Source organism: Sorangium sp. So ce117, from assembly GCF_051524395.1.
Taxonomy (GTDB): Bacteria; Myxococcota_A; Polyangia; order Polyangiales; family Polyangiaceae; genus Sorangium; species Sorangium cellulosum_B.
Genome location: NZ_CP150309.1, coordinates 1,332,274 through 1,357,032, shown reverse-complemented (window position 1 = coordinate 1,357,032; position 24,759 = coordinate 1,332,274). Strand labels below are relative to the sequence as shown.

The following is a 24,759-nucleotide window of genomic DNA, read 5'->3' as shown; positions in this document are numbered from 1 at the left end:
GCGGGGGCGCGCGGAACGTCCGACGCGCGTCCGACGCGCCCGACGCGCGCCCCTCCCGTACCTGCCGCGCGATAGGATGCCCTGATGAGAACGCCGCTGCTCTTCGCTTTCCTGGCTTCGCTCGTCGCGCTCGCGGGGGCGGGCGCTTGCGGCGGGGCCGTCGTCGTCGACGGGCTCCCCGGGAGCTCGGACGGCGCCGGGGGCGCAGGCGCGGCCGTGGGGTCGCAGTCGGCGAGCTCCGGCGGGCCCTCGATCGAAGAGCAGAGGGCCTCGTGCGATTTCTTCTGCTCGCTCTTCGACGGCGTCACGTGTCCGGAGCTCCGGTGTCGCGCGCGCTGCGCCGACCTGCTCTCCGAGCAGCGCCCCTGCAACGCGCTGACCGCCCCCTTCTTCGACTGCGTGGGCGAGACCGTCGCCTCCGCGGACCGGATCCCCTGCGAGTTCCTCGCGCCGTCGATCGCGTCGCTCTTCGAATGCCTGACCGGGCGCAATCGGGAGTGCACGACCGATTTCCTGCCCCAGACGTGCGACGCGCAGTTCGAGGAGCTCAGGGCGTGCCAGCGCGATCAGGGCCGGTAGCGGGGGCGCTCGTCGCCTGACGCGCGCGGCCGCGCGCCGGGGTCGAGGGCGCTCCGGAGCGGCCCGAGGGCGTCGGCGACGAACGCGACGAGCGCCTTCACGCGCGGCACGCCGCGCGTATCGCGGTGCACCCCGAGCCACAGCTTGCGCCCTGGCGGCGGCGAGGGCGGCGAGAGCAGGCAAAGGCCGGCGGTCGCGTCGCCGAGGTAGCGGGGCAGGCAGACGAGCCCGACGCCGGCGGCCCCCATCGTCGCCTGGGGCTCGCGGCCGTTGGTGCGCGCGGCGACGCGGGCCTTCGCGGCGACGGCGCGCACCCACGACAGGTCGGCGATCGCCGGAGGCTCGTCGTTCATGGTGACGAGGGTGTGGCCCTCGCACTGCCGGCCCCAGGCCGGCGGGCCGTGCTCGGCGAGGTACGCCTCCGATGCATAGAGCCCGAACCCGATCCGCGCGACCTCGCGCTGGAATACCTCGTGGTGCTCGAACGCGGCGGGGCGAAGGGCGATGTCCGCTTCCCGCCGCGGCAGGCTCAGCCATCGCGCGTCCGCGATGAGATCGACGGAGATGGCGGGGTGGCGCGCGAGGAACGGGACGAGCAGCGGCCCGAGGACGCGCGTGGCGAGCCACTCGGACGCGGTGACACGGAGGTGGCCTCTCAGGCCTGCGTCGCGTCCGGCGGCGGCGCGCTCGGCCGCGAGCGCGTCCTGCTCCATGCGCTCGGCGTGGCCGAGCACGCTCTCGCCCGCGGCCGAGAGCGAGAACCCCGACGGCGAGCGCTGGAAGAGCCTCGCCCCGAGGCGCCGCTCGAACGCGGCGACGCGCCGCCCCACGGTCGGCTGGGTGACCTTCAGCACGCGCGCGGCGGCGGAGAGGTTGCCGTGCCGCGCGACGGCGAGGAAGTAGCGCAGATCGTCCCAGTCGAGCATGGCTCCGGGGCGCGGGGCGCTGCTGCCGGAGCGCGCTCCGCGCCATGCAAAGGTGCATGGCGAGTCTACGTCGATGGCGGATCCCCGGGCAACGGCGGACCGCGCATGCTCTCCCGCGTGCGTTCCCGCACCCGCGCGCTCGCGGACTCGCGAACTAGCGGACTCGCGGACTCACAGGTCGCGAGTTTCACGTCGGAGGATCGGAGGGAGGCTGGCATGTTGACGAATCGTCGTGAGTTTCTCCACCGCGTGACCGGCACGGCCGCGGCGGGCTTCCTGGGCTCGGCCCCGGCCGGGACGGCTTCCTGTGCCGCGCAGCATGGGCCGGCGCCGCCGCGGCCGGCGGCGGGATCGAAGATCAAGGCGATCGCCTTCGACGCCTTTCCGATCTTCGATCCGCGGCCGATCGCGGCGCTCGCGGAGGAGCTCTGTCCGGGCAAGGGGGCGTCTCTGAGCGAGGCGTGGCGCACCCGGCAATTCGAGTACACGTGGCTCCGGGTCGCGTCCCACGAGTATGCCGACTTCTGGCAGGTGACTTCGGATGCGCTGATGTTCGCCGAGCGCGCGCTGGCGCTCGATCTCGGGGAGGAGAAGCGGGCGCGGCTCCTCGGCGCCTACCTCGATCTCCGGGCGTGGCCTGACGTGCTGCCGGCGCTCCGGGCGCTGAGGGGCGCGGGGATCCGGCTCTCGTTCCTGTCGAACTTCACGCCGAGGATGCTCGGGGCCGCCATCGAGAGCTCCGGTCTGGGGGGCCTGTTCGAGCACGTGCTCAGCACGGACGGGGCGAGGACGTACAAGCCCGATCCTCGCGCGTACCGGATGGCGCTCGACGCGTTCGGCCTCACGCGCGAGGAGATCGCGTTCGTCGCGTTCGCCGGCTGGGACGCCGCGGGGGCCCGGTGGTTCGGCTATCCCACGTTCTGGGTCAACCGCCTGGACCTGCCGGCCGAGGAGCTGGGCGTGAGCGCCGACGCGACGGGAGCGAGCCTCTCGGATCTCGTGGAGTTCGTGAAGGAGAGGGCGTGACCGGCGGGGCCATGCCGCCTGTGCGATCAGCGGGTCGCAGGGCTCCCGGCGCGCCTCACGGCGGCGAGGTCACGGCGCCGCGCATGGCGCGCATGGAGTCGCGGGCGAACCGCCCCTGGACCCGGCGCGCGTAGGGATAGCCGAGCCGGGCGAGGAAGTGATTCGGCCGGGAGACGGCGAAGATGTCATAGGCGACCTCGCCAGAATGCTCGTCGTGCTCGACGAGGAAGCGCTCCTCGCCGCGCTCGCCGTGCTCCTCCAACGTCCCGTAGGCGAAGCCGAACCGGCGCACAGGGCCGCTCGTCTCATCGACCGTGGAAACGATCCGGCACGCGTTGAGCCAGTGAATCCCGAGCACGCGGACGAGGATCACCACCGTGACGCCGGCCTGGAGGGGAGCGTCGGGATAGCAGAGCTCGACCCAGCCGAGCCGGAACTGTGCCCAGCGCCGCATCGCCTCGACAGCGCGGTCGAAGAGCGCGGCGCCCTGGCCGAGCACCGCGCGGTGGTGGTCGACATTGAAGCCGGCAGGCGGCCGCGGGCGGCCATCGCCGGCGCCGGTGCAGCCGACCTCCGCGTACGAGAGCGGCCGGCCCGCCTGGCGAGCGAGGAAGGCGCGGATCACGGCATCGGAGGGGCGGGCGCGGGAGAGCACGAGGGGCAGGATAGCCGATCACGGAGACGCGATCTCCCGCACCGCTTTACAGTCACGACGAAGCACGAGGAGCACCTTCGCGGCTGACCGGCCTGCACGGATCCGCCAGGGCTCGCACGGATGGATCAGCATGGATATGAGATGTGCTGGACGATCGCAAAGCAGGCTTCAGGCGCCTCTCGCAGCTCGAGGATGGCGGCGCGTACACGACGCGACTCCGCGTGTGCGGCTGGCACCTCCCGGCGAGCGCTGATACGCTCCTCGGCGATTCGTAACAGCGAGGAGGTGCATGGCCAATGGACATGCAGTTCAACTTTCACGACGCCGAGGTCGAGGCGGATCAGCTGGACGCGATGCTCGAGAGCCTGATGCGAGACATCGGCACCGCAGGCGCGACCCCGCGCCGCGCCGTTGAAGGCCACCTCCCGAGGAACGCCAAGGGAGACGCCTTCACCGTCGGCGCGATCGCGCTCGCCGCGCTCCCCGCGGTGCTCCCCCAGGTGATTCAGCTCGTCAATGAGTGGGTCGTCCGCGCGCCGAGGCGCCGCATTCGCATCCGGGGGAAGAACGGCCTGGAGGTCGAGTTCACCTCGGACAAGCCGCTCGGGGAGAAGGAAGTGCTCGACCTCGCGCGCCGCATCAGCGCAATCAAATGACAGCCCTGGACAGAGATCCTGTGCTGGGCGGACGGGACCGCCTCGCGCTCATCATCGCGAACGGAATGTATGCGGACGGCAGGTTGCGCTCGCTCCAGGCGCCCGCCCTCGACGCATCGAAGCTCGCCGACACGATGGGAAACCCGGACATCGGCGATTTTCGCGTCCAGCTCTGCGTCGATGGCAGCCAGCTCGAGGTCCGGAAGGCCATCGGCGCGCTCTTCCATCGCCGCCATCCGGAGGATCTGCTCGTCCTCTACTACTCCGGTCATGGCCTGAAGGACGACTGGGGTCACCTCCACCTCGCCACCCACGACACGGAGAAAGAGCTCTTCAGCGCGACCTCGGTCGACGCGGCGTGGATCAGCCGCCAGATCGATCAGTGCCCCGCGAAGCGCATCGTCCTGATCCTCGACTGCTGCTACAGCGGCGCGTACGAGAACTCCGCCAAGAGCGAGCAGGACAGCGTCGACATCGCCGGGACGTTCATGGGAGACGGCTCGGGTCGCGTCGTGATCTCCGCCACGACGTCGGTTCAGCTGGCGTGGCAGGCCGACCAGCCCGTGGGGGTGACCCCGCAGTCGATCTTCACGCGCCACATCGTCGAGGGCCTGTCGACCGGCACAGCCGATCTGGACCGAGACGGATACGTCGATGTCCACGAGCTCTGCGAGTACGTGCAAGCGAGCATCAAGGCCGAGGGAGGCCGGCAAACCCCGCAGATGTGGACGCAGAAGTACGAGGGGCGGCTGCGCATCGCGAAGGCCCCGCTCCGGGCCACGATCCCGGCGTCGGGCGGGAACGCCGCGATCACCTACGAGCTCTTCGTGTGCAACGGGCCCCTCGCGGGTCGGCGGTTCGTGCTCCACCCTGGAGAGTTCACGGTAGGGCGAGAGCCCGACTGCTTCATCCGCCTGGATGATCCGAAGGTATCGCGAAAACACGCGACGATCGTCGTCGGAGCGGATGAGGTGCGCGTGTTCGACCAGGGAAGCACCCACGGGACCAAGATCGACGATCAGCGCATCACGAGCGCCTTGCTCCCGCAAAACGGCCAGATCGTCGTCGGGGGCACCGTGCTCAGGCTGGTCCGCCTGGAGGCCGCGGGCACCCGTCAGACCGCGGAGACGGTCGCGCACCCGCCAACCGGGCCGAGGAAGCGATCGGCCACCCTGTTCACTCCCTGAGCCCTGGCGCAGGGGACGCCCGCGCTATGCTTCGGCTCGCCCGGCGCGCGGGGCCTCCCGGTGGGTGTGACCGCGCCCCAGGGTGAAGGGGCACCGCTCGCCCGCAGCCCGCGGGCGGCCTGACCGCCCTCCCGTCGATGCACAAGGACCTCCTCGATCTCCTCCTCGCCCTCGACCGCGTGCCGCAGGATCCGCGCTGGCACCCCGAGGGCGACGCGCTCTTCCATTCCCTGCAGGTCTTCGACCTGGCCCGCCGCGAGACCGCGGATCGCTCGCTCTGGGCCGCGGCCCTGCTCCACGACGTCGGCAAGGCGTTCGCCTGCGCCGACCACGCCGAGGAGGGGGCCGACGTGCTCGCGGAGCTCGTGTGCCCGCGGATCGTCTGGCTCGTGCGGCACCACCTCCACCTGCTGCGCGCGCCCGGCGCGACCCGGCGGCGCCTGCGGCGCACGAAGGCGCTCGCGGACCTCGCGCGGCTCCGCCGCTGGGACGTCGGTGGCCGCTCGCCCGAGGCGACCGTGCTCCGCCCCGAGGCCGCCGTGGAGCTCCTGCTCGACGGCGCAGACTGGACCCTCCTCTCGATCGGCGGCGAGCCCGCCCCCTCCGATGACCTGCGAAAGGAGCCGCTCGCCTGAGCGCAAGGTCCGCCGGGAGGTCCTCTGCGACGACGTCGACCGCTGGGCCGACGATCGCCGGCTCTGGGGCGCCGAGGCCGAGCCGCCCGGGCGAGCGCGGCTCTGCGCCGCGGTGCGGGACGCGGTCGAGACCGCGCTGACGGCGAAGCAGCGGGAGGTCGTCGAGGCGTATTTCTTCGACGGCCTCTCGCAGGGCGAGATCGCGCGCCGCCTCGGCGTGGCGCAGCAGGTGGTGCAGAAGCGCCTGTTCGGGGCGCCTCGGGGCGGCCGGGTGGTCGGCGGCGCGATGCTCCGGCTGCGGCAAGCCCTCGAGCCGGCGGTCGCCGCGGCGCCGGCGCGGGCGGCGGAGGCGCCGGCAGCGCGCGCGGCGCGGGGGGCCCGATGAGCGCCGAGCGCTTCGGCGGGCTGCGGGCCCGCATCGCCGCGGAGGCCGCGCGCCTCATGTACGAGGAAGGCGTGGACCAGTACTTCACCGCCAAGCGGATGGCCGCGAAGCGGATCCTCGGCCAGGTGGAGGGGCGGCGAGCGCGCTACCGGCCCGCGGACCTGCCCTCGAACGGCGAGATCCGCGAGGCGCTGCTCCTCTTCGCCCAGCGCGCCGAGGGGAGCCAGCGGACGCGCCGGCTCTTCGCGCTGCGCATCGTGGCGCTGGAGGCCATGCGCGCGCTCGCGCCGTTCTCGCCGCGGCTCATCGGCTCGGTCTCCACCGGCCATATCCGCCGCGGCAGCGACGTCGATCTGCACGTGTTCCCCGCCGACGAGGAGGCGCTGGAGCGGCACGTGCGGGCGCTCGGCTGGACGTTCGACCGGGAGCGCGTGACGATCCAGAAGGGCGGAGAGCTCCGGGAGTACGTCCACTACCACGTGGCGGACGTGGCGCCCCTCGAGCTCACGGTGTACGCCCCGCGCGACCTGAGGGCGCGGCCCCGCAGCAGCACCGATGGGAAGCCGATCGTGCGCCTCGGCGTCGCCGCGCTCTCGGCGCTCTGCGCCCGGGATCACCCCGTCGCGTGGGAGCGTTACCTGGAGACCGGCGAGGTGGACGGCATGGACGCGCTGCTCGAGGCGGACGAGGACGAGCCGCTCCCCGGGCCGTTCGATGGGCTGCTCCACGATACCGGCGGCGCCGAAGAGGACGGCGACGAGCCGGCCTGCGCCGAGCCTGGCGAGGAGGACGACGCAACTCAGGACTACGAGCCGCTCCCCGGCTTCGAGGACACGGCCTAAGGCCCGCCCGCAGGCGAGGAGGGTCCGGCGCTCCTGCGCTCCCGCGACGGCACGAAGGGATACCGGCGCTCGCCGAGCGCGAGGCTCGACACCGATGGATGGATAGGACGACTCGCCGGACTCGGATCCTGCCGTCGTCGCCGGACTCCACCGCTTTCACCCGCGCTGCGAGGCCGATGAACCTCCTCGGCGGGCGGAGGGGCGAGCGTCGGACGACGCATCGGTGTCGCCGCGTGGCGAGGCTTGACCCTCGCGACGCCCGGGTGCTCTCATGGCGCGGTGAAGCCCGAGGACCCGCCCGTTCCCAGCGCGATGGCGGCGCCTTCCGGAACGGCGGCGGCGGCGGTGATGTGGCGCGCGCGGGGGCGGCTCCACCTCACCGTGATCGCCAAGGCGACCTTCGCCTTTGTCGACGGCGCACCGATGATTCCCGTCGAGCCGCAAAAAATCATCGATGCTGACATCCACCATCACAACCACCCGGGCCGCAGCGTCCGGTTGACGAGCGATCTCGCGCCCTACCTCGCGCGCATCGACGTGTTCTTCACGGGCCACGCGCACGCGCCGCCGGGCCCGCCTGCGGCGCCCTTCTCCGTGCGCCTCGCGCTCTTCGCCGGCGAGCGCCCGATCCTCGACAAGGCGCTCTCGATCGAGCCCGGCGGCGCGGAGAAGGCGATCCCGCTCGCCTACGAGCGCGCATTCGGGGGGATCGGCATGGCCGACAACCCGTTCGGCACCGATCGCCCGGCCGTCCTGGATCCCTCGCGGCGCGACCACCCGGCGGGCTTCGCGCCGCTCGGGAGCGTGTGGCCGTCGCGAAGGCGGCTGCTCGGGCGTACGCCCCACAAGGCGCTCGAGGGGCCCATCCTCGAGATCCCCGACGATTTCGACTGGAGCTACTTCCAGGCGGCCCCCCCCGATCAGCGCGTCGAAGCCCTGGTCGGCGACGAGTGGCTCGTGCTCGCGGGGCTCCACCCGACGCTCGCGGCGCTGCGGACGCGGCTCCCCGGGGCGCGCGCCCTCGCGCGCGTCCATGGCCTCTCCGCGTTCGGCGTCACGGAGGGGCAGCCGCTCGATCTCGTGCTGGACACGCTGCACGTCGACGGCGACCGGCAATCGTGCTCGCTGGTCTGGCGGCGCAGCTTCCCGCTCGCGGACGAAGCAGCGCTCGCGGCGGTGCGTGTCGTCGTCGGCGTCGAGGTGCCGGGCGCCCCGCCCGCGTGGCTGGCTCCTGCCGAGATCGCGATAGCGGCCCAGAGCGCCGTCGCGACGTCCGATCCGACAGGGGTGACGCTCAACGTGTCCGATCAAAACGCCGTCAGTACGTGAGCGAAGCCGTCGCGCAACCCATTCCGGAGGCGCGGCGGCGCAGCAGGGGCGCGGCGCGCGTTGCTCGGCCTCACCGCCGCAAGTACATTCGGTGACCCATGGACGTCACGACGCTGGTGCGGGGCGACGCCATCTCGGTTGTCGACTACCGGTGCCGCTCCGGACCTGGGGACGCGCCGTTCGCCGAGCTCCACCGCGGCTTCTCCGTCTCCTACGTGCGCAAGGGCAGCTTCGGTTACCGCGTCCGGGGGGAGGCGTTCGAGCTCGTGGCCGGGTCGCTCCTGGTCGGCCACCCCGGCGACGAGTACACGTGCTCGCACGAGCACGTCGTCGGCGACGAGTGCCTGTCGTTCGAGCTCGCGCCGGCGCTCGTCGAGGCCCTCGGCGACGGCGCCGGCGCGTTCCGGGCCGGCGGCCTGCCGCCCGTGCCCGAGCTGATGGTGCTCGGCGAGCTCGCGCAGGCGGCCGCCGAGGGCAGGAGCGACATCGGCGTCGACGAGGTGGGGGTGCTCCTCTCCGCCCGCTTCGTCGAGGTCGCCTCCGGCCGGAAGCGAAGGCCGCCGGACACCGGGGCGCGCGACCGCCGCCGCGCCGTCGAGGCGGCGCTCTGGCTGGACGAGCACGCGCACGAGCCGATCGACCTCGAGGGCGCGGCGCGGGAGGTCGGGCTCAGCCCGTTCCACTTCCTGCGGGTCTTCGGGAAGGTCGTCGGCGTGACCCCGCACCAGTACCTGGTCCGCGCCCGCCTGCGCCGCGCGGCGCGCCTCCTCGCCGACAGCGCCCGGTCGATCACCGACATCGCGCTCGACGTCGGGTTCGGCGACCTCTCCAACTTCGTCCGCACCTTCCACCGCGCGGCCGGCGTCTCGCCCCGCGGCTTCCGGAAGGCGGCGAGGGGGGATCGCAAGATCTTCCAAGATCGCCTCGCCGCGCGCTCCTAGGATGGCCGCCGGACGCGGGCGCCCCGCCTGCCCGCCAGGACCCCATGACAGCAACGGCACACGGCTTCCTCCTGTTCGACACGGCGATCGGCCGCTGCGGCATCGCGTGGGGCGAGCGCGGCGTCGCCGCGTTGCAGCTGCCCGAGGCGCGCGAGCCCGAGACGCGGTCGCGCCTGCTCCAGCGCCTGCCGGGCGCCCAGGCGGCGGCGCCGCCACCCGAGGTGCAGCGCGCTGTCGAGGCGATCGTCGCGCTCCTGCGCGGCGAGGCGAGCGACCTGTCCGCCGTCGCGCTCGACATGGACCGGGTGCCGCCGTTCCACCGCCGCGTCTACGAGGTCGCGCGCACCATCCCGCCGGGCGCGACGCTGACCTACGGCGAGGTCGCGGCGCGCCTCGGGGCGGTCGGCTCGGCGCGCGCCGTGGGGCAGGCGCTCGGGCGGAACCCGTTCGCGATCATCGTCCCGTGCCACCGCGTGCTCGCGGCCGGCGGCAAGGCCGGCGGCTTCTCCGCGAATGGCGGTGTCACGACGAAGCTCCGCCTCCTCGCGATCGAGGGCGGCCAGGCGCGCGGCGCTCCGAAGGCCGCGCCCGGCGGCGACTTCGGCTTCGATCCGGGCGCCGCCGTCGAGCACCTGCGCGCGTCCGACGCGGCGCTCGCGCGCGTCATCGACGCGGTCGGTCCGTTCGCCATGCGGATCGACAGGACGTCGAGCCTCTTCCTCGCGCTCGCGGAGTCGATCGTCTACCAGCAGCTCACCGGCAAGGCCGCCGCGACCATCTTCGCGCGCGTGCGCGCGCTCTTCCCGCGAGCGCACGAGGGCCCCACGCCCGCGCAGCTCCTGCGCGCCTCCGACGAGAAGCTCCGCGGCGCCGGCCTCTCGCAGGCGAAGCTCCTCGCGCTGCGCGACCTCGCGCGGAAGACGGAGGACGGCGAGCTCCCCACGCTCGCCGAGGTCCACGGCATGGCGGACGAGGCGATCATCGAGCGCCTCACGCGGGTGCGCGGCATCGGCCGGTGGACGGTGGAGATGCTCCTCATGTTCCGCCTCGGCCGCCCGGACGTGCTGCCCGTGGACGACTACGGCATCCGCAAGGGCTTCACGCTCGCGTTCAAGCGGCCCGAGCCGCCTGCGCGCGCGGATCTCGAGAAGCGCGGCGCGCGGTGGAAGCCGTACCGCACGGTGGCGAGCTGGTACCTCTGGCGCGCGGTGGATCTGGCGCGGGGCGGCTGACGCCTCGCCCCGCGGCGGCGCTGCGGTTGCCCAGCGGGGCGCCTCCTCCGGCGCTGTCGCCGTCGCCCGGGCGAGCAGCCTTCGCGGCGCGGCCATCGGTCGGGCTCGCCATCGCGGTGCGGCCATCGGTCGGGCTCGCCGTCGCGGCGCGGCCATCGGTCGGGCTCGCCGTCGCGCTGGCCGGCGTCGAGGCCCGGGGCTAAGTTCTCGCCGGCCCGAGAGCGCCGCGTGGAGCGCCGCACGACGCTGGACAAGGTTGCCGTCGCGGATGGCAACGAGAAGAGCACGGGAGGAGCACGACAGTCATGCTGAAGAACCTCGAAGGGCAGCGCGTTCCGGATGTCACGTTTCGTACGCGTGTCGACGGTCAGTGGAAGGACGTGACCACCAAGGAGGTGTTCGCCGGCAAGAAGGTGGTGGTGTTCGCGCTGCCGGGCGCCTTCACGCCGACCTGCTCGAGCAGCCACGTGCCGCGCTACAACGAGCTCGCGGAGGAGTTCAAGCGGCGCGGGGTGGACGCGATCGCGTGTGTGTCCGTGAACGACGCGTTCGTGATGGATGAGTGGTGCAAGGCGCAGGAGGCGGACAAGGTCCAGTTCCTGCCCGACGGGAACGGGGAGTTCTCCGAGAAGATGGGCATGCTCGTCGACAAGGCGAACCTCGGCTTCGGCAAGCGCTCGTGGCGCTATTCGATGCTTGTCGACGACGGCGTGATCAAGAAGATGTTCATCGAGCCCGAGGTGGAGGGGGATCCCTTCGATGTGTCGGACGCGGACACGATGCTGAAGTACCTGGATCCGTCGTCGAAGTCGCCGCACGACGTGCTGCTGTTCACGAAGCCGGGCTGTGGCTACTGCACCAAGGCGAAGCGGCTCCTCGACGCGCGGAAGATCCCTTATGAGGAGGTGGCGTCCTCGCCGCGCCGCCTGCGCGCGGTGAGCGGCAAGGGCACGACCCCGCAAGTCTTCATCGACGGCAAGCACATCGGCGGCGCCGACGAGCTCGAAGCCTACCTCGCGAAGGCCTGATTCACGAAGGCGGCCCGGGCGCCCCCGACGACGGGGCGCCTACGCGCCGCCCTCCGGGTCCGACGGCTCGGCGCGGAAATGGGTCACCGCGGGCGCCGAGGCCGGCGACACCGCGGGCGCCGAGGCCGGCACCTCCACGGGGGCGACGGCCGAGCTGCGGCGCGCCGCGGCGGCGCACCTGTCGCTGTTCATGGCGAACTGCCCGATGCTGCTCCATAACCTGTCGAACTCGGACTGATCGAAGGTCGACCGGGACTGGAACAGGTCGTATCCGCCGTATTTCGGGTCCGCTCCGTCGCCGTCCTCCGGGGCGATGAACCGATAATGGCCCATCACGTCGGCGTGGTCGGCGTCGACAAGGAAGCTGCGCTTCGTGTCCGGATAGACCATCGATACGCAGTTGACGATCCCGTCGTTCATCTCCGGCGTGAGCGGCTCGGTCTGGGTCGGGTTCTCGAACCGTGGCACGGAGCAGGGCGGCCCGAGGGCCTCGACCACCTTCGGCTCCTTGATGTTGGCCGTGATGCCGTGAAAGATGCCAAAAGCGCCCAGGAACGGGCCGCCGGGGTCACGCTTTGCCCGGGTGACGATCGACCGGAGCGCGATGCCCCGCTCGTCGTAGTACTTGCTCAGCTCCTCCTCGAGCTCCGCCCCGAGGAGGCTGGCTTTCCTTGTCCGCTTCGCGCTCTTGATGGAGGCCGCGAGCTCGCGAGGCCAGGCGCCGATACCGCGCGCGGACAGGCCATGCTTGGACCAGCGCTCCTCGCGCGGCGGCCGGCCTGACAGCGGCAGGGGATCGAGATCCTCGAAGGCCTCGGTGTCCTCGGCGACGTGCAGCAGCCAGCGGAGCACGTTGAAGTACTCGCCGCGCGCCTCGGCCCTGGCGAGGTCGTCGCACGGCAGCGCGTGGAAGCGCTCGATCGTGTCGAGAGCGGCGCGGACGATGCCGTCCGATTGGCCAAACACCTGCAGGAGCGTCTTCGCGCGGCGGGCCGCGGAGCTCGCGTCCTTCGGGCCAGCCAGGCGGAGCCACCAGTGGAGGGCCCCGGCCAGGCCTGTGAGGAGGGGCTGCCTCCGGTGGAGGACGTGGGCGAGGTTCGTCCCGCGGTGCGGCGTCGAGAGGAACTGGATCGAGCAGATGCTCTCGAGGATGCGCTCCACCGGGACGCCGTAGACAGACCCTTTCTGCTCGGTCTCGGCCAGGAGCAGGAGCATCAGCGTCTTGATGTCCCGCCCGCCTGTCGAGTGGCCCACGAGGTGGACGCAGTCCCGCTGGCCGCGGCCCGCGCCCCCGTAGAACACCCCCTGCCTGAACCGATCCGCGAGCCAGCGGAGGAGCGCGTGCGCGCGGGTGTCCACGCTCGCCGTGGGCAGGTTCGGGAAGCAATGCACGGAGAGCGGGCCTTGATACGGCCCGGTATCGGTGTTTCGGAGGATCTCCGTGACACCGCTGTAATAGACGATCGAACCCAGGATATCGAAGCCCGCAAAGCCCGGCACGAGCACGAGGTGGCTTCTCGGTGAACTCATGGCTTTTCCCTCCCACATGAAACGGCCGCGCGCATCACTTCTTCCGGCGATGAGCGACAGCCCGACGTTCTCTGATCGAGCGGGCGGTCGACGAACGCGCCGCGGGGGCGCCTCTCCCAGGGCCGGGCGAGCGCCGCGGCGCGTTCGTCGACCGGCCGCCAGCCGGCGGGGCCCGCGGCCCCCGCTCACTCGGCGGGATACATCTCGTCGATGGTCCCGCGGAAGCGCTGCTCGATCACGTTGCGCTTCATCTTGAGCGTCGGCGTCATCTCGCCGTCCTGCACCGAGAACTCGCGGCCGAGGACCGTGAACCGCTTGATCTGCTCGAAGCTGGCGAGCTCCGCGTTCAGGGCGTCGACGTGCACCTTCACCTGGCTTACCACCTCGACGCTCGTGATCGCGGCGTCGCTGCCCAGGGCGCCCCGCTCCTTCAGCTCGGCGAGCTTGCCCTCGGTCAGCGTGATCAGCGCCGAGAGGTACTTGCGGCCGTCGCCCACCATGCACACCTGGCTGATGATCTCCGCCGCCTTGAGCCTCTCCTCGATCGGGAGCGGCGCGATCATCTTGCCGCCCGAGGTCTTGAGGATCTCCTTCTTGCGGCCCCGGATCTTGAGCTGTCCGCGGTCGTTCCACTCGCCGAGATCGCCCGTGTGCAGCCAGCCGTCCTCGAGCGCGGCCTCCGTCGCCGCCTTGTCCTTGTAATAACCCACGAACACGTGCCGGCCGCGGGTCAGGATCTCGCCGTCCTCGGCCAGCTTGAACTCGACGCCCGGCACGGGCTTGCCCACGGTGCCCGCGCTCTCGATGCCCGGCTCGGTCATGCAGATGACGCCTGTCGACTCGGTCTGGCCGAAGTCCTCGAGGATCTCGAGGTTCAGCGCGCGGAACCACGTCGAGATGTGCGGCGCGAGCGCCGCCGCGCCCGAGGCGAGCACCTCGGCCTTGCCCAGGCCGAGCGCCGCGCGCACCTTGCCCAGCACGAGCTTGTCGGCGAGCTTGAGCTGCAAGGCGTCGAGCGCGCTCGGCGCGCGCTGCGCGTACTTCGCCTGGGCCACGCGGGCGCCCACGGCGAGCGCCCACTCGGCCAGCTTCTTCTTGGCGCCCTTGCCGCCGCGCACCTTCGCCATCACGCCTTCCATCATCTTCTCCCAGAGCCGTGGCACGCAGAGCAGCAGCGTGGGCTGCACCTCGGGGAGCTCGATCGAGACGTTCTCGAACTTCGAGCAGAAGTTGACGGTGTAGCGCTGGGTAAGGCCCGCCCCGACGCACTGCAGCTTCTCGGCGATGTGACAGAGCGGGAGGAACGAGAACATCGTGCCGCGCGCGAACGGCAGGTTCCAGTACTTCACGGCCATGTCGGCCGTGTAAGCCAGGTTGTCGTGCGAGAGCATGGCCCCCTTGGGGTTGCCCGTCGTGCCCGAGGTGTAGATCAGGAACGCGCCGGCCCTGGGGTCGATCTTCGCCAGGTAGTCGGCGAACGTCTTCGCGCCCGGCTGCCCCGCGAGCGCGCGGCCCTCGGCCAGCGCCTGCTCGTACGAGATCGCCTTGGGAGAGATCGATGTGTCACCATCGAAGACGAGGATCCAACTCACGCTGTCAGGGACGGAAGACTCGCCCTTCTCCCCGGAGATCTTCTGAAAGTACTCCTTGTTTTGCACCGAGAGCAGCGTCGCCTCGGTGTGGTTCAGGATGTACTGGATGTCTTTCGCGGTGGAGTTCGGGTAGAGGCCCGCCGACTTGCCCCCGACGAGCAGCGCCGCCAGGTCGACGTGGACCCACTGCGGGCAGTTGTACGAGAGGATCGCGCCGACCTGGCTCGCGTCGAAGCCCCTGGACTCCAGGAACAGCGCGAGGTGGTGAACCCGGTCACGGTAGTCGCGCGCGGTCAGCGTCTTCCACTCGCCTTGAGATTTGAAGCGCTGGGCCGGCGCGTCAGGAGATTCGTTAGCCCACTGTTCCAGACGGTGGAGGACGGTGCTCATTGCATCTCCTGCGGCTCAAGGCCTCGAGGGTCGCGGGGTGGCCAGGATGCGGGAGCCGCCGGGGCATTGTCAATCAGCGTCGAGGAGCCCCTCGAAGCGCTGGGCGGCACAGGACGAGCCGCCGGTTGTCTCGTTCCGCGTTCCGCGTACCGCCCGGCCCGCTCGTCGCGGGTCACGGTTCGGCGTGGCCGCCCGGCGCCGCGGCCTGATACGATCCGATAAGGAACCTCACCTCACGTGGCCCGTCCATGCGGCATGTCCCCGAGCGCTTTCAGATCGTCCGGCGGCTCGGGGCAGGCGGCTTCGGGATCGTGTACGAGGCGATCGATCGCGAGCGCGGGGAGCGGGTCGCCCTGAAGGCGCTCGCGCGCGTGGGCGCCTCGGCGCTGTACCGCTTCAAGCGGGAGTTCCGGGCGCTCGCGGACGTCACCCACGACAACCTCGTCCGGCTCCACGAGCTCATCGGCAGCGGGGACGAGTGGTTCTTCACCATGGAGCTCGTGCGCGGGGTCGACTGGCTCACCCACGTGCGCGGGCAGGGAGCCGCGGGCGGCGCCGCCTCGTGGTCCAGCCTAACAAGCACCGCGCCCCCGGACGAGGGGATCGATCTCGACGCCACGCTGGAGGAGCCGGTCGAGCGCCCGCCCGCGCCCTCTCCTGCCGGTGCCGCCTGCGCGGAGGCGCGCGCCGACGCCGACCTAAAGCGGGTGCGGTCCTCGCTCGTCCAGGTCGCGCGGGCGCTCCAGGCGGTCCACGCGGCGCGGCTCGTCCACCGGGATGTGAAGCCCTCCAACGTGCTCGTCACGGCCGAGGGGCGCGCCATCGTGCTCGATTTCGGCATCGCCTCGCGCCTCTCGACAAGCGGCAGCGGGCAGAGCGCGACCGACGCCGAGCAGCTCGTCGGGACGCCGCGCTACATGGCGCCGGAGCAGGTGGGCGCGAGCGCCGCGGCGCCGAGCGCCGACTGGTACGCGCTCGGCGTGATGCTCTTCGAGGCGCTGGCAGGGAGGCCGCCCTTCACGGGCACGTCGATCGAGGTCCTCGCCGAGAAGCAGCGATCCGCGCCGCCCCGGCTCCGCGACGTCGCGCCGTGGGCGCCGGACGACCTGGCCGACCTTGTCGCCGATCTGCTGTGCGCGGCGCCGGAGCGGCGCCCCTCCGGCGCGGAGGTGGTGCGGCGGCTCGGCGCGGCGGGTGATCTCGCGGCGGCGCCCCCCGACCCGGCGGCGCCGGTCGGTCGCGGCGGCCGCGGCCCGTCGCGCGCGGCGGTGGAGGCGCCGGCGACCCGGCCGCGGGAGCTCGAGGCGCTCGCCGGCGCGCTCGCGCGGGTGCGGGAGGGGCAGCCGGGGCTGGTCCTCGTCCAGGGCGCCGCCGCGGCGGACGGGGGCGCGCTCGTGCGCGCGTTCCTCGACGGCGAGGCCGGGGACGCCCTCGTTCTCGAGGGCAGGTGCCACGAGCGCGAGCAGGTGCCGTTCAGGGCGCTCGACGGCGTGATCGACGCGCTCAGCCGCCACCTCGTGCGGACTCCGCCGGGGGAGGCCGCCGCGCTCATGCCCCGCGGCGCCGCCGCGCTGGCCCGCGTCTTTCCCGTGCTCGCGCGCGTCCCGGCCGTGCGCGCGTCGCCGCCGCTCCCGGCGCCGCGGAGCGGAGCGGAAGAGGGCGAGGAGCGGCTCCGGGCGCGCGCCTCGGCCGCGCTGCGCGATCTGCTCGGGCGGATCTCCGACCGGCGCGCCGTCGTCGTGTTCATCGACGACGCCCACGGGGGCGACGCGGAGAGCGCGTCGCTGCTCGCGGAGATCATGGCCTCGCCGGACCCGGCCGCGCTCCTGCTGATCGTCGCCTACCGCCCCGAGGACGCCGGAGCGAGCCCGCTGCTCTCGGCGCTCCGGACCTCCCCGGCGATGGCCGCGGTGCACACCGTGGAGATCGACCTCACGGGAACCCCGGCGCGAAGATCGCCGCCAGGCGCGCGGGGTTCCTGACGCCCTGGCCCGCCATCCAGGCGTCCGCGGCCTGGATCAGGGAGCGGCCCTCGTCCCCGCCGAGGAGCTGGCCGCGGCGGCGGCGCGCGCAGGCGGCGAAGAGGGCCATCCCGCGCTCGTCGAACGCGGCCGCGGCCGCCGCGAGGAGCGACAGCGCCGAGGCGGCCTGGCCCCGCTGCGCCGCGATGGCGGCGCGCAGGGACATCGCCATCGGAGCGACCCACGGCGCGCCCTCGCGCGACAGCCTCCGGGCGTCGCGCGCCGCGCCGCGGAGGAGGGCCCGGCCGAGCCGCGCGTCGCCGGCGCCGTCGCGCGCGGCGGCCTCCAGCGCCGCGGACGCGCGCAGGTGATGGATCAAGACGCGGTAGTACTGGAACCTCGGCAGGAACGACCAGGCGATCTTGCGCCAGCGGTCCTCGATCCTCCGCAGCGCCGCGAGCGGCGCGCCGGCGTAGAGGTCGATGCGCCCGAGCGCCACGGTCTCCAGGCAGTCGAGGTGGTCGAACGCGCGGCGCGGCCAGCGCGCCATGGCGCCCAGCACCTCGTCGCGCGCCGCGTCCGGCCGGTCCGCGGCGAGCGGCACGATGTACGTGAGCCCCACCCGGAAGAAGCTGGCCGCGTAGAGGTCGCCGCGCGCGTCCGCGTCCGCGCAGCGCGGCGCCGCGAGGCGGGCCAGCGCGTCGAGCTCGCCGCGGTGGTAGTGGGCCACCATCATGAACCGGCTGGTGGTGCCCAGCTCCCACGCGACGCCCGCGCACCGCGCGCGGAGGAGGTCCTCGGCCTCGCGGCAGAGCTCGAGGCCCTCGGCCCAGCGCCCGGAGAGGCTCTCGACGACGCCGAGCATGCCCTTGTTGAAGGCGATGAGGTACGGGTCGCCGACCTTCTCCGCGAGCGCCGCCCCCGTGCCGTAGAGCCGGTGCGCCTGGCGGCGCCCCACGACGTGGTCCGTGCCGAGGTGCGCGATCTCGGTCGCGATGGCGCGGGCGAGGCGGTAGGGCTCGCCCGCGCGGAGCGCGAGGAGGAGGTGCCTCGCCTGGAACTCCGCGCCCTGGAGGACATCGGCCATGGCGAGCCCGATGGAGGCCGACCAGCAGATGTCGATGCGGGTCAGCGTCTCGGCCGGCAGCTCGCGGGCGTCGCGCTCCCGGAAGCGGAAGCCACGCACGCACAGGAGCAGGCGGAAGAACAGGAGCGAGAGCAGCACCGCCCACCGGCGCTCGGCGAGCCGCATCCCCACGGCCGCAAGGACGCCCCGGAGCGCGCGCTTGCCCTCCTCGATGTGCCCGCTCACGAGCAGCTGCTCGGCGGCGCACCGCCGCAGATCGAGGCTCTCCCGCGGCGGCGCGCCCTCGGCCGCGGCGGCGTACGCCCGGGCCGCCTCCGCGCCGCGGCCGGCGTTGCGCAGGGCGTGCGCGAGCTTGACCCGCAGCGCGCGCGCCTCCCCCGCGCCGGCCGGCGCCGCCTCGAGCGCGGCGGCGAAGTGCTCCGCGGCGCGATCGAAGGCGAGCGCCTCGGCCGCGCGGTCGCCCGCCTGGACCGCGTAGCGGGCCGCCTCGGCGGGGCGCCCGGCGCGCCGGAAGTGCACGGCGAGCACGTCCGCGTCGGCCCGCCCCGAGGCCTCCAGGACGGCGGCGAGCCGCAGGTGGACCTCGGCGAGCTCCGCCGCGCCGAGCTGCGCGAGGGCCGCCTCGCGGATGCGGTCGTGGAACGCCTCGAGCTCCTGCTCGCCGTGCTGCCCCCGCGCGCGCACGACGTTGCCGGCCCGGAGCGCCGCGAGCGCGGCCCGCTCCTGCTCGGGGGTGAGCGCCGCGGCCTGCCGGGCGTCGCGGAGGTCGAGCGGCTTGCCCGACACGGCGATGACCTCGAGCAGGCGCCTCGCCTCGGCGGGCAGGCGCAGGAGGCGGTTCGCGAGGACCGATCCCAGCCGGACGCCGCCGTCGTCCGCGCCGCGCGCCGACTCCGGCGCGGCCTGGCCCTGCACGTCGCGCGAGAGCTCGATCACGAAGAACGGGCTCCCGGCCGCCTCCGCCGCGATCGCGTCGGCCTGCGCGACGGCCCGAGCGCCGCCGCCGAGGAAGGCCAGCGCGAGGGCGCGCCCCTCCTCGGGCGTGAGCGCGCCGACGGCCAGGGAGCGCACGTCGCCCTCGTCCCCGTCCGCGTCGCTCGAGGCTGGCGGGAGCAGGCGCTTGATGAGCTCGCTCCGCTCGGCGTCCTCGCTCCGGTAGCAGAGGAGCAGCAGGAGCGCGGGCGCGTCGGGCTCGCGGAGGACGTCGGTGAGCAGCGCGGCGCTGTCGGCGTCCCCCCACTGGAGGTCGTCGATGAACAGGACGAGCGGCCGTCGATCCGCGATCCGCGCGAGGATCTCGCGGAGCGCGGCGAACCCGCGCCGGCGGAGCTCCCGGGCGTCCGGGGGCTCGATCTCGCGCCGCGGCGCCCGGGCGATCGCGTCGACCTGCCCGAGCACGGGGAAGAGGCGCACGACCGCGTGGACGTCGCGCGGCATGAGCTCGGCGGCCTCCAGCCTGGGGAGGCGCGAGAGGTGGCGGCTGAGCGCGTCGATCAGGCTGTCGACGGCCTTGTAGGGGACGGATTCCCGCTCGTAACACCGGCCCTCGAGGATCACCGCGTCATCCGCCCGCGCGCGGTCGTCGAGGAAGCGCCGGACGAGCGCGGTCTTGCCCGTGCCCGACGCGCCGTGGATGTGCAGGGTGGTCGCCCGCCCTCCCCTCGCCCGCTCGAACGCCCCGCGCAGCGCGTCGATGTGCCGCTGCCGCCCGACGAACGGCGCGACGCTCCCGGCCGGCGGCCCCGGGCGCGCCTCGGCGAGCGGCGGCGCGCCAGCGCTGCCGCGGGCGTCGCCGCTCGGCGGCAGCAGCCGCCGGAGCACCTCGGGCGCCGTGGGCCGCTCGCCGGGGGCGCGGCGCAAGAGCTCCGCGCAGAGGGCGTCGAGGTCCTCCGGGATGCCCGGCGCGAGGGCGCTCGGAGGAGGCGGCTCTTCCACCTGCTTTCGCAGGATGACGTCGAGCGCCCCTCCCTCGAAGGGCCGGCGCCCGGTGAGCGCCTCGTGGAGCATGACGCCCACCGCGTACCAGTCGCACGCGGGCGTCAGGGAGCCGGCCTTGGCCTGCTCCGGCGCCATGTACGCCGGCGTCCCCGCGATGTGGCTGCCGCTCTGGTCGACGGAAGCGCCCGAGAGCTCCGCCACGAGGCCGAAATCGAGGATGACGACGCGCCCCTCGCGGGTCACGAGCACGTTCGACGGCTTCAGGTCGCGATGGAGCTTGCCGGCCGCGTGGAGCGCGGCGAGGCCCTGGGCGAGCTGGAGGAGCGCGCTCCTCAGCGGCCCCCAGCGCGGCGGCGGAGCGGCGGCCGGGTCGCGCCCGGCGTCGCCGGCGCCCGGATGGGGCCACGCCGCCGACAGGTCCGGTTCCGTCGCGTCCGGGTCGTCCTGGGCGAGGCTGGGCGCGGTCGGGCTGGGCGCCGAGGCGCCTCGGGCGCCGCGGGCCGATGAGCCACGCACGGACGAGAGGAAATCGATGCCCTCGATGAGGTCCATCGTGAAAAACCACTGTTCGTCCTCGGAGAACAGCTCGTGGAGCGCGACCAGGTTCGGGTGGACGACCTCGGACAGGGCGCGGAACTCGCGCTTGAACCGGTAGAGCGCGAGCGGGTCGAGGCGGTGGAGCGACTTCAACGCGACGCGCGCACCGCGCTCGCGATCCTGCGCCTCGTAGACGGCGCCGAACGCGCCCTCGCCGAGGCGGCGGCCGATCGAGAATCGCGCATTGCTGGGGGGCGTCCGCTGCATCGAATCGCTCTGCAGTGCCCGGCCTGCGGGCGGCGAGCCTACCACGCGGCGCGCGCGATTTTGCGCCGGATTCCGCGCCGGATTCCGCGCCGACCTGGAGCCTTGCGCGCCCTGGCGCCGCAATGAGAGAGTCGGCCGCGGGAGAATGAGCGAGGCAACGGCGTCCGGCGGCCCGACCCGAACAGACGAGGCGCCGCGCGGGGCCGACGAGGGCGGCTCGTACCTGCTCGTGGTCCAGGGGAGCTCCTCGTCGGTGCTCCGCCTGCCGCGGAGCGGCGTGGTGCTCCTGGGCCGCGGGCCCCGGGCCGACGTGCGCCTCCGCAACACCTCGGCGTCGCGGGAGCACGCGAAGATCGTGCTGCTCGACGGGCGCGCGCAGCTCGTCGATCTCGGCAGCCGGAACGGCACCTTGCTGAACGGCGTCCGCGTCGACGGCGCGAGGCCGCTCGGCTCGGGCGACGTGGTGTCGATCGGCGAGGCCGTCGTGGTGATGCGGTGCCCGCGCCCCCCGAAGAGCCGGCAGGTCCTCGAGATCGCGGAGCTGCGGCGGAGGATCGAGGGGGAGATCGACAGGGCGCTGCGCCACGATCGGCCGGCGACGGTGATCGCCGTCCAGCTCGGGGCGGCCTCGGCCCGCGAGGTCGTCGCCGGCGCGCTGGAGCTGGAGCTCGCGGTGACCGATTTCGCGGGCTTCGAGGCCGACGACCGCCTCCTCGTGCTCTTGCCCGAGGCGGACGCGGCCGCTGCGGGCCACGCCGTGCAGCGGCTCGTCGACGCCGTGCGCGCCGTCGCCACGGCGCCGAAGGTCGGCGTGGCGACGGCGCCGGCGGACGGCTGCGACGCGGACACGCTCGTCGCGTCGGCCCGGGCGGCCGCGGAGGTCGCGCTCCCCGGGCAGCCGGCGACCGCCGCGGAGGCGGTGACCACGCTGGAGATCGGCGGGCAGCGCACGGTGCTCGCCGACGCGGCCATGGTCCGCGTGTTCGATCTGATCCGGCGCCTCGCGGCGACGGACCTGCCGGTGCTGGTCACCGGCGAGACGGGCTCCGGAAAGGAGAGCGCGGCGCGCGCGCTCCACGAGTGGTCTCCGCGCGCAAAGCGGCCGCTCGTCACGCTCAACTGCGCCGCGATGCCCGAGAGCCTGGTGGAGAGCGAGCTCTTCGGCTACGAGCGAGGCGCGTTCTCCGGCGCGACGGGCCCGAAGCCGGGCCTCCTGGAGCACGGGAGCGGGGGGACCGTCTTCCTCGACGAGATAGGCGATCTCTCGGCGAGCGCCCAGGCGAAGATCCTTCGCGCGATCGAGACCCGGCGGATCCTCCGGCTCGGCGACGTGCGCGAGCGCGAGGTCGACATCCGCGTCGTCGCCGCCACGCACAAGGATCTTCAGGGGGAGGTCAAGGCGGGCCGCTTCCGGCAAGATCTCTATTATCGCCTCGGCGCGGCCACGGTGATCTTGCCCCCTCTCCGGGAGCGCCCCCGGGAGATCCTCGCGCTCTCGCGGGCGTTCCTGGCCGACGCGTGCGCGCGCGCGGGGCGCGAGGAGATGGTCCTGTCGACGGAGGCGACGGAGCTCTTCACGGCCTATGTGTGGCCGGGCAACGTGCGTGAGCTGAAGAACGTCATCGATTACATCGCGGCGACGGTCACCGCGCGCATCGTCGAGCGCGGGCACCTGCCCTCCGCGCTCGCGGCGGGGCCGCCGCGCCCCGAGGGCATCCCGCCCTCCGTGGCGCCTGCCTCCCGCGCGGCGCCCTCCGCGCGGGGTGGTGGCCGGACGTTCCGGCCGCTCGCCGAGGAGGTGAAAGAGCTCGAGCGCACGCGCATCGCCGAGGCGCTCGCCGCTGCGGGCGGGGTGCAAACGAGGGCGGCGGAGGCGCTCCACATGCCGCTGCGGACCTTCGTGCTGAAGATGAACCGTTACGGCCTGGCGAAGCGCAGGCGGTGACGCCGCCGCCGGGCGCGGCTCCGAGCCGAGAGACCTCTCGCGGCGCGCCCCGATCGGGTTACCTGGCGACCTTCACTTCGAGATGACCTTCGTGCACGTCGCGCCGAAGTCGACGTAGCCGACCGGGCAGCTCCCCCAGCACACGGGGCCCGCGCCGCTGTAGCCGGAGGCGCAGGCCGGATAGCAGAGACCCGCGTCGTATTGCTGGCCCGCGCCGCAGCTCGTCGGCACCGAGCCGGCGCCGCGCCCGTAAGAGCTTTTTCCGAAGATGTGCGCGTCGATACGGCACGTGCAGCCGTCGTTGCTATACCCCGGCGGGCAGGTGGAGCAGCCCTTGGCGAAGGTCAGGCCGCAGGCGTCATACCAGGGGCACGCGGAGTTGTTGGCGTTGATGATCTGCGCGTCGCGCCGGCACGTGAGGCCGTCGTCCGAGTACCCGGCCGGGCAGCTCTGCCAGCACACCGGGCCGACCCCGTAGTAGCCCGACGCGCAGGCCGGATAGCAGAGACCCGCGTCGTACTGCCGGCCCGCGCCGCAGAGCGTCGGCGCCGCGCCGACGCCGCGCCCGTAGCTCGGTTTTGCCACGGTGGAGGAGCACGTCGCGCCGTCATCGCTGAAGCCGGGCGGGCAGGCCGGCACCGCGGCCGGGGCCGGGACGGCGGGGTTCTGCACGTGGAGACGCGCATGGAACTCATACAGGCTGTGGATCGCGCCGGGGTTCGCCTCCAGCACATGGATCATCGCGCCGTCGCCCACGATATCGGAGAGATCGAGCAGCGCGTTGGCGATGCGCTTCTCGTTCCAGTCCCGGTACTGGCTCGGCGGGCACGCGGCCCCGGCGCCGCAGAGGCGGCCGCGCGCGCCGGCCCGGGCTTGCTCCCAGTAGTCCGCGAAGCCCTCGTTGAAGGCGTACCCCTGGTTGGCGATCTCGGAGCCGTCGTGAGAGCGCCCATAGACATAGGCCACGTCGTCACCATTCCAGTGGTTCAGATCCCCGTCGGCGACGTGCCGCACGCTGTGCCCGAACTCGTGGGTGATGACCCGCCGGCGCTCCGCGGCCGTGCTCCCCCAGGTGCTCGTGAGGAAGTCCGTGCGAATGTTGATGTAGTCGTAGAACGTGAAGGGCGTGCCCAGGTAGACCCCGCTCCAGCGCAGCATGCGCAGCGCGTGCGCCGGCGGCTGGGCCCCGCGGGCAGCGTGGAAGTCGCGCAGCGTATCGACGCCGAGCCGCCAGAGCTCGCAGTCGACGCCGCTCAGCGTGACCACGTCGACGTCGAGATCGCCGCTCGATCGCGGGCTGCCGGCGACGTCGACCCCCTGGCCGCGCGGGGCGTGCAGGTCGTCCATGATCGTGAGCGGCGTCGTCACGGCGCTCGAGCTCACGACGCCGTCGTACGTCACGTCGAGGTGCACGCTCGCGCTCGCGGTCGACGAGATGGGGATCCTGAAATCGCCGTTCGCGTCCGTCACGCCGCTCCCGAGGCCGGGAATGCTGAGCGGCGCGAACGCGATCGCGCTCGTGATCGTCCCCGCGCCGTCCGGCGCGGCGCACTGCAGGCGCCCGATGACGGCCGCGGACGGCGGTACGCAATGGAGGCTCGTCACCTCCGCGGCGCAGATCGAGTCCCACTGGGTGGTACAGCAGAACGGGTCCGCCGCGCAAACGCAGCTCTGGACGGTCGCGTCGTTGCAGCCGGCGAACGGGTGCGGGTTCACGCAGTCGTTCACCTTGAGCTCGCTGTCCGCCTCGGCCGTCGATTCAGCCTCGGCCTGCGGCTCACCTGGATCGTCGGAGGGCTCCGAGCCCTCATGATCGCCCGAGGGCTCAGCGCCCTCGGGGACGGCGCACGCGGCGAACGCCCCCGCGGCGAAGAACAGCACGGCGGACGCAGAAACCCTCGCCATCCCGACGTTGGTTGTCGATGACATGCCCCTCTCCTTGGTGTGGTCTGGACCGCTCCATGTCGTCCAGCCACCCCAGGTACGGGGGCCAGGTTTGGTGGTTTCGCGCGACCGTCCAGTTTCGCGATGGCCGGACGAAGCGACGGCCGGGGGCGCGCCGCGCCCCCTGCGCCGGAGCGCCAGCGGCGC

Annotated in this window: 19 protein-coding genes; 13 read left to right on the top strand and 6 right to left on the bottom strand. The window is 73.2% G+C overall.

Going from position 1 to position 24,759, the window contains the following annotated elements; genetic code table 11:
- Positions 1 to 84 precede the first annotated feature (84 nt).
- Positions 85 to 579: a hypothetical protein gene (locus tag WMF46_RS05025; RefSeq protein WP_437984549.1), complete on the top strand. Its 495-nt coding sequence runs from the start codon at positions 85 to 87 to the stop codon at positions 577 to 579.
- Here WMF46_RS05025 and WMF46_RS05020 read toward each other — a convergent pair.
- Positions 567 to 1,505 (bottom strand): LysR family transcriptional regulator, encoded by a 939-nt coding sequence (locus tag WMF46_RS05020; protein ID WP_437984548.1) that lies wholly within the window; start codon positions 1,503 to 1,505, stop codon positions 567 to 569. The genes WMF46_RS05025 and WMF46_RS05020 overlap by 13 nt on opposite strands.
- A gap of 216 nt (positions 1,506 to 1,721) precedes the next feature.
- Between WMF46_RS05020 and WMF46_RS05015 the strand changes: the two genes are divergently transcribed.
- Entirely contained in the window at positions 1,722 to 2,531 is an 810-nt protein-coding gene (locus WMF46_RS05015; protein WP_437984547.1) for a haloacid dehalogenase type II, read from the top strand.
- A gap of 55 nt (positions 2,532 to 2,586) precedes the next feature.
- Here the strand turns inward: WMF46_RS05015 and WMF46_RS05010 are convergent, their stop codons facing one another.
- Positions 2,587 to 3,186 carry a DUF1990 family protein gene (locus tag WMF46_RS05010; protein WP_437984546.1) on the bottom strand — a complete coding sequence of 200 codons (600 nt, stop codon included), beginning with the start codon at positions 3,184 to 3,186 and terminating at the stop codon, positions 2,587 to 2,589.
- Between the two features lie 296 nt (positions 3,187 to 3,482).
- Between WMF46_RS05010 and WMF46_RS05005 the strand changes: the two genes are divergently transcribed.
- The 9 genes from WMF46_RS05005 to WMF46_RS04965 all read left to right on the top strand — a co-directional run bounded on the left by WMF46_RS05005 (position 3,483) and on the right by WMF46_RS04965 (position 11,421).
- Entirely contained in the window at positions 3,483 to 3,842 is a 360-nt protein-coding gene (locus WMF46_RS05005) for a hypothetical protein (RefSeq protein WP_437549783.1), read from the top strand.
- A complete protein-coding gene (locus WMF46_RS05000; protein ID WP_437984545.1) occupies positions 3,839 to 5,029 on the top strand; it encodes a caspase, EACC1-associated type in 1,191 nt (396 codons plus the stop codon). The genes WMF46_RS05005 and WMF46_RS05000 overlap by 4 nt, the downstream gene beginning before the upstream one ends.
- A 137-nt stretch (positions 5,030 to 5,166) precedes the next feature.
- The gene (locus WMF46_RS04995) at positions 5,167 to 5,664 is read left to right on the top strand and encodes an HD domain-containing protein (protein WP_437761427.1); all 498 of its coding nucleotides are present in this window, start codon (positions 5,167 to 5,169) and stop codon (positions 5,662 to 5,664) included.
- Complete coding sequence (locus WMF46_RS04990) at positions 5,636 to 6,049, top strand: RNA polymerase sigma factor (RefSeq protein ID WP_437984544.1); 414 nt, start codon at positions 5,636 to 5,638, stop codon at positions 6,047 to 6,049. The genes WMF46_RS04995 and WMF46_RS04990 overlap by 29 nt, the downstream gene beginning before the upstream one ends.
- Positions 6,046 to 6,891 (top strand): nucleotide-binding enzyme, encoded by an 846-nt coding sequence (locus WMF46_RS04985; RefSeq protein WP_437984543.1) that lies wholly within the window; start codon positions 6,046 to 6,048, stop codon positions 6,889 to 6,891. Before WMF46_RS04990 ends, WMF46_RS04985 begins: the two co-directional genes overlap by 4 nt.
- Before the next feature lie 279 nt (positions 6,892 to 7,170).
- Positions 7,171 to 8,220 carry a DUF2169 family type VI secretion system accessory protein gene (locus WMF46_RS04980; RefSeq protein WP_437984542.1) on the top strand — a complete coding sequence of 350 codons (1,050 nt, stop codon included), beginning with the start codon at positions 7,171 to 7,173 and terminating at the stop codon, positions 8,218 to 8,220.
- Positions 8,221 to 8,318: 98 nt separating this feature from the next.
- A complete protein-coding gene (locus WMF46_RS04975; RefSeq protein WP_437984541.1) occupies positions 8,319 to 9,161 on the top strand; it encodes a helix-turn-helix transcriptional regulator in 843 nt (280 codons plus the stop codon).
- A 44-nt stretch (positions 9,162 to 9,205) separates the two neighbouring features.
- Positions 9,206 to 10,393 (top strand): methylated-DNA--[protein]-cysteine S-methyltransferase, encoded by a 1,188-nt coding sequence (locus WMF46_RS04970; RefSeq protein WP_437984540.1) that lies wholly within the window; start codon positions 9,206 to 9,208, stop codon positions 10,391 to 10,393.
- A gap of 305 nt (positions 10,394 to 10,698) precedes the next feature.
- The gene (locus WMF46_RS04965; protein ID WP_437984539.1) at positions 10,699 to 11,421 is read left to right on the top strand and encodes a glutathione peroxidase; all 723 of its coding nucleotides are present in this window, start codon (positions 10,699 to 10,701) and stop codon (positions 11,419 to 11,421) included.
- Positions 11,422 to 11,460: 39 nt separating this feature from the next.
- Here the strand turns inward: WMF46_RS04965 and WMF46_RS04960 are convergent, their stop codons facing one another.
- Positions 11,461 to 12,951, bottom strand: a complete 1,491-nt coding sequence (locus WMF46_RS04960) for a hypothetical protein (protein ID WP_437984538.1) — start codon at positions 12,949 to 12,951, stop codon at positions 11,461 to 11,463.
- 185 nt (positions 12,952 to 13,136) lie between these two features.
- Positions 13,137 to 14,933, bottom strand: a complete 1,797-nt coding sequence (locus WMF46_RS04955) for an AMP-dependent synthetase/ligase (RefSeq protein WP_437984537.1) — start codon at positions 14,931 to 14,933, stop codon at positions 13,137 to 13,139.
- Between the two features lie 248 nt (positions 14,934 to 15,181).
- On the opposite strand from WMF46_RS04955, the gene WMF46_RS04950 reads away from it, so the two are divergent.
- A complete protein-coding gene (locus WMF46_RS04950; RefSeq protein ID WP_437984536.1) occupies positions 15,182 to 16,915 on the top strand; it encodes a protein kinase domain-containing protein in 1,734 nt (577 codons plus the stop codon).
- On the opposite strand, the gene WMF46_RS04945 is transcribed toward WMF46_RS04950, so the two are convergent.
- On the bottom strand, positions 16,866 to 20,723 hold the full coding sequence (locus WMF46_RS04945) for a serine/threonine-protein kinase (RefSeq protein ID WP_437984535.1): 3,858 nt from the start codon (positions 20,721 to 20,723) through the stop codon (positions 16,866 to 16,868). The two genes, WMF46_RS04950 and WMF46_RS04945, sit on opposite strands and share 50 nt — an antisense overlap.
- Positions 20,724 to 20,868: 145 nt before the next feature.
- Here WMF46_RS04945 and WMF46_RS04940 point away from each other — a divergent pair, with 145 nt between their 5' ends.
- A complete protein-coding gene (locus WMF46_RS04940; RefSeq protein ID WP_437984534.1) occupies positions 20,869 to 22,668 on the top strand; it encodes a sigma 54-interacting transcriptional regulator in 1,800 nt (599 codons plus the stop codon).
- A 72-nt stretch (positions 22,669 to 22,740) separates the two neighbouring features.
- Here WMF46_RS04940 and WMF46_RS04935 read toward each other — a convergent pair whose 3' ends face one another.
- Positions 22,741 to 24,597 (bottom strand): hypothetical protein, encoded by a 1,857-nt coding sequence (locus WMF46_RS04935; protein ID WP_437984533.1) that lies wholly within the window; start codon positions 24,595 to 24,597, stop codon positions 22,741 to 22,743.
- Positions 24,598 to 24,759 lie beyond the last annotated feature (162 nt).

What these genes read in the sequence shown, in the direction of transcription:
- WMF46_RS05025 (WP_437984549.1), top strand. Translation starts at nt 85, where the DNA reads ATGAGAACGCCGCTGCTCTTCGCTTTCCTGGCTTCGCTCGTCGCGCTC.
- WMF46_RS05020 (WP_437984548.1), bottom strand. Translation starts at nt 1,505, where the DNA reads ATGCTCGACTGGGACGATCTGCGCTACTTCCTCGCCGTCGCGCGGCAC.
- WMF46_RS05015 (WP_437984547.1), top strand. Translation starts at nt 1,722, where the DNA reads ATGTTGACGAATCGTCGTGAGTTTCTCCACCGCGTGACCGGCACGGCC.
- WMF46_RS05005 (WP_437549783.1), top strand. Translation starts at nt 3,483, where the DNA reads ATGGACATGCAGTTCAACTTTCACGACGCCGAGGTCGAGGCGGATCAG.
- WMF46_RS05000 (WP_437984545.1), top strand. Translation starts at nt 3,839, where the DNA reads ATGACAGCCCTGGACAGAGATCCTGTGCTGGGCGGACGGGACCGCCTC.
- WMF46_RS04995 (WP_437761427.1), top strand. Translation starts at nt 5,167, where the DNA reads ATGCACAAGGACCTCCTCGATCTCCTCCTCGCCCTCGACCGCGTGCCG.
- WMF46_RS04990 (WP_437984544.1), top strand. Translation starts at nt 5,636, where the DNA reads ATGACCTGCGAAAGGAGCCGCTCGCCTGAGCGCAAGGTCCGCCGGGAG.
- WMF46_RS04985 (WP_437984543.1), top strand. Translation starts at nt 6,046, where the DNA reads ATGAGCGCCGAGCGCTTCGGCGGGCTGCGGGCCCGCATCGCCGCGGAG.
- WMF46_RS04975 (WP_437984541.1), top strand. Translation starts at nt 8,319, where the DNA reads ATGGACGTCACGACGCTGGTGCGGGGCGACGCCATCTCGGTTGTCGAC.
- WMF46_RS04970 (WP_437984540.1), top strand. Translation starts at nt 9,206, where the DNA reads ATGACAGCAACGGCACACGGCTTCCTCCTGTTCGACACGGCGATCGGC.
- WMF46_RS04965 (WP_437984539.1), top strand. Translation starts at nt 10,699, where the DNA reads ATGCTGAAGAACCTCGAAGGGCAGCGCGTTCCGGATGTCACGTTTCGT.
- WMF46_RS04960 (WP_437984538.1), bottom strand. Translation starts at nt 12,951, where the DNA reads ATGAGTTCACCGAGAAGCCACCTCGTGCTCGTGCCGGGCTTTGCGGGC.
- WMF46_RS04955 (WP_437984537.1), bottom strand. Translation starts at nt 14,933, where the DNA reads ATGAGCACCGTCCTCCACCGTCTGGAACAGTGGGCTAACGAATCTCCT.
- WMF46_RS04950 (WP_437984536.1), top strand. Translation starts at nt 15,182, where the DNA reads ATGCGGCATGTCCCCGAGCGCTTTCAGATCGTCCGGCGGCTCGGGGCA.
- WMF46_RS04945 (WP_437984535.1), bottom strand. Translation starts at nt 20,723, where the DNA reads ATGCAGCGGACGCCCCCCAGCAATGCGCGATTCTCGATCGGCCGCCGC.
- WMF46_RS04940 (WP_437984534.1), top strand. Translation starts at nt 20,869, where the DNA reads ATGAGCGAGGCAACGGCGTCCGGCGGCCCGACCCGAACAGACGAGGCG.
- WMF46_RS04935 (WP_437984533.1), bottom strand. Translation starts at nt 24,597, where the DNA reads ATGTCATCGACAACCAACGTCGGGATGGCGAGGGTTTCTGCGTCCGCC.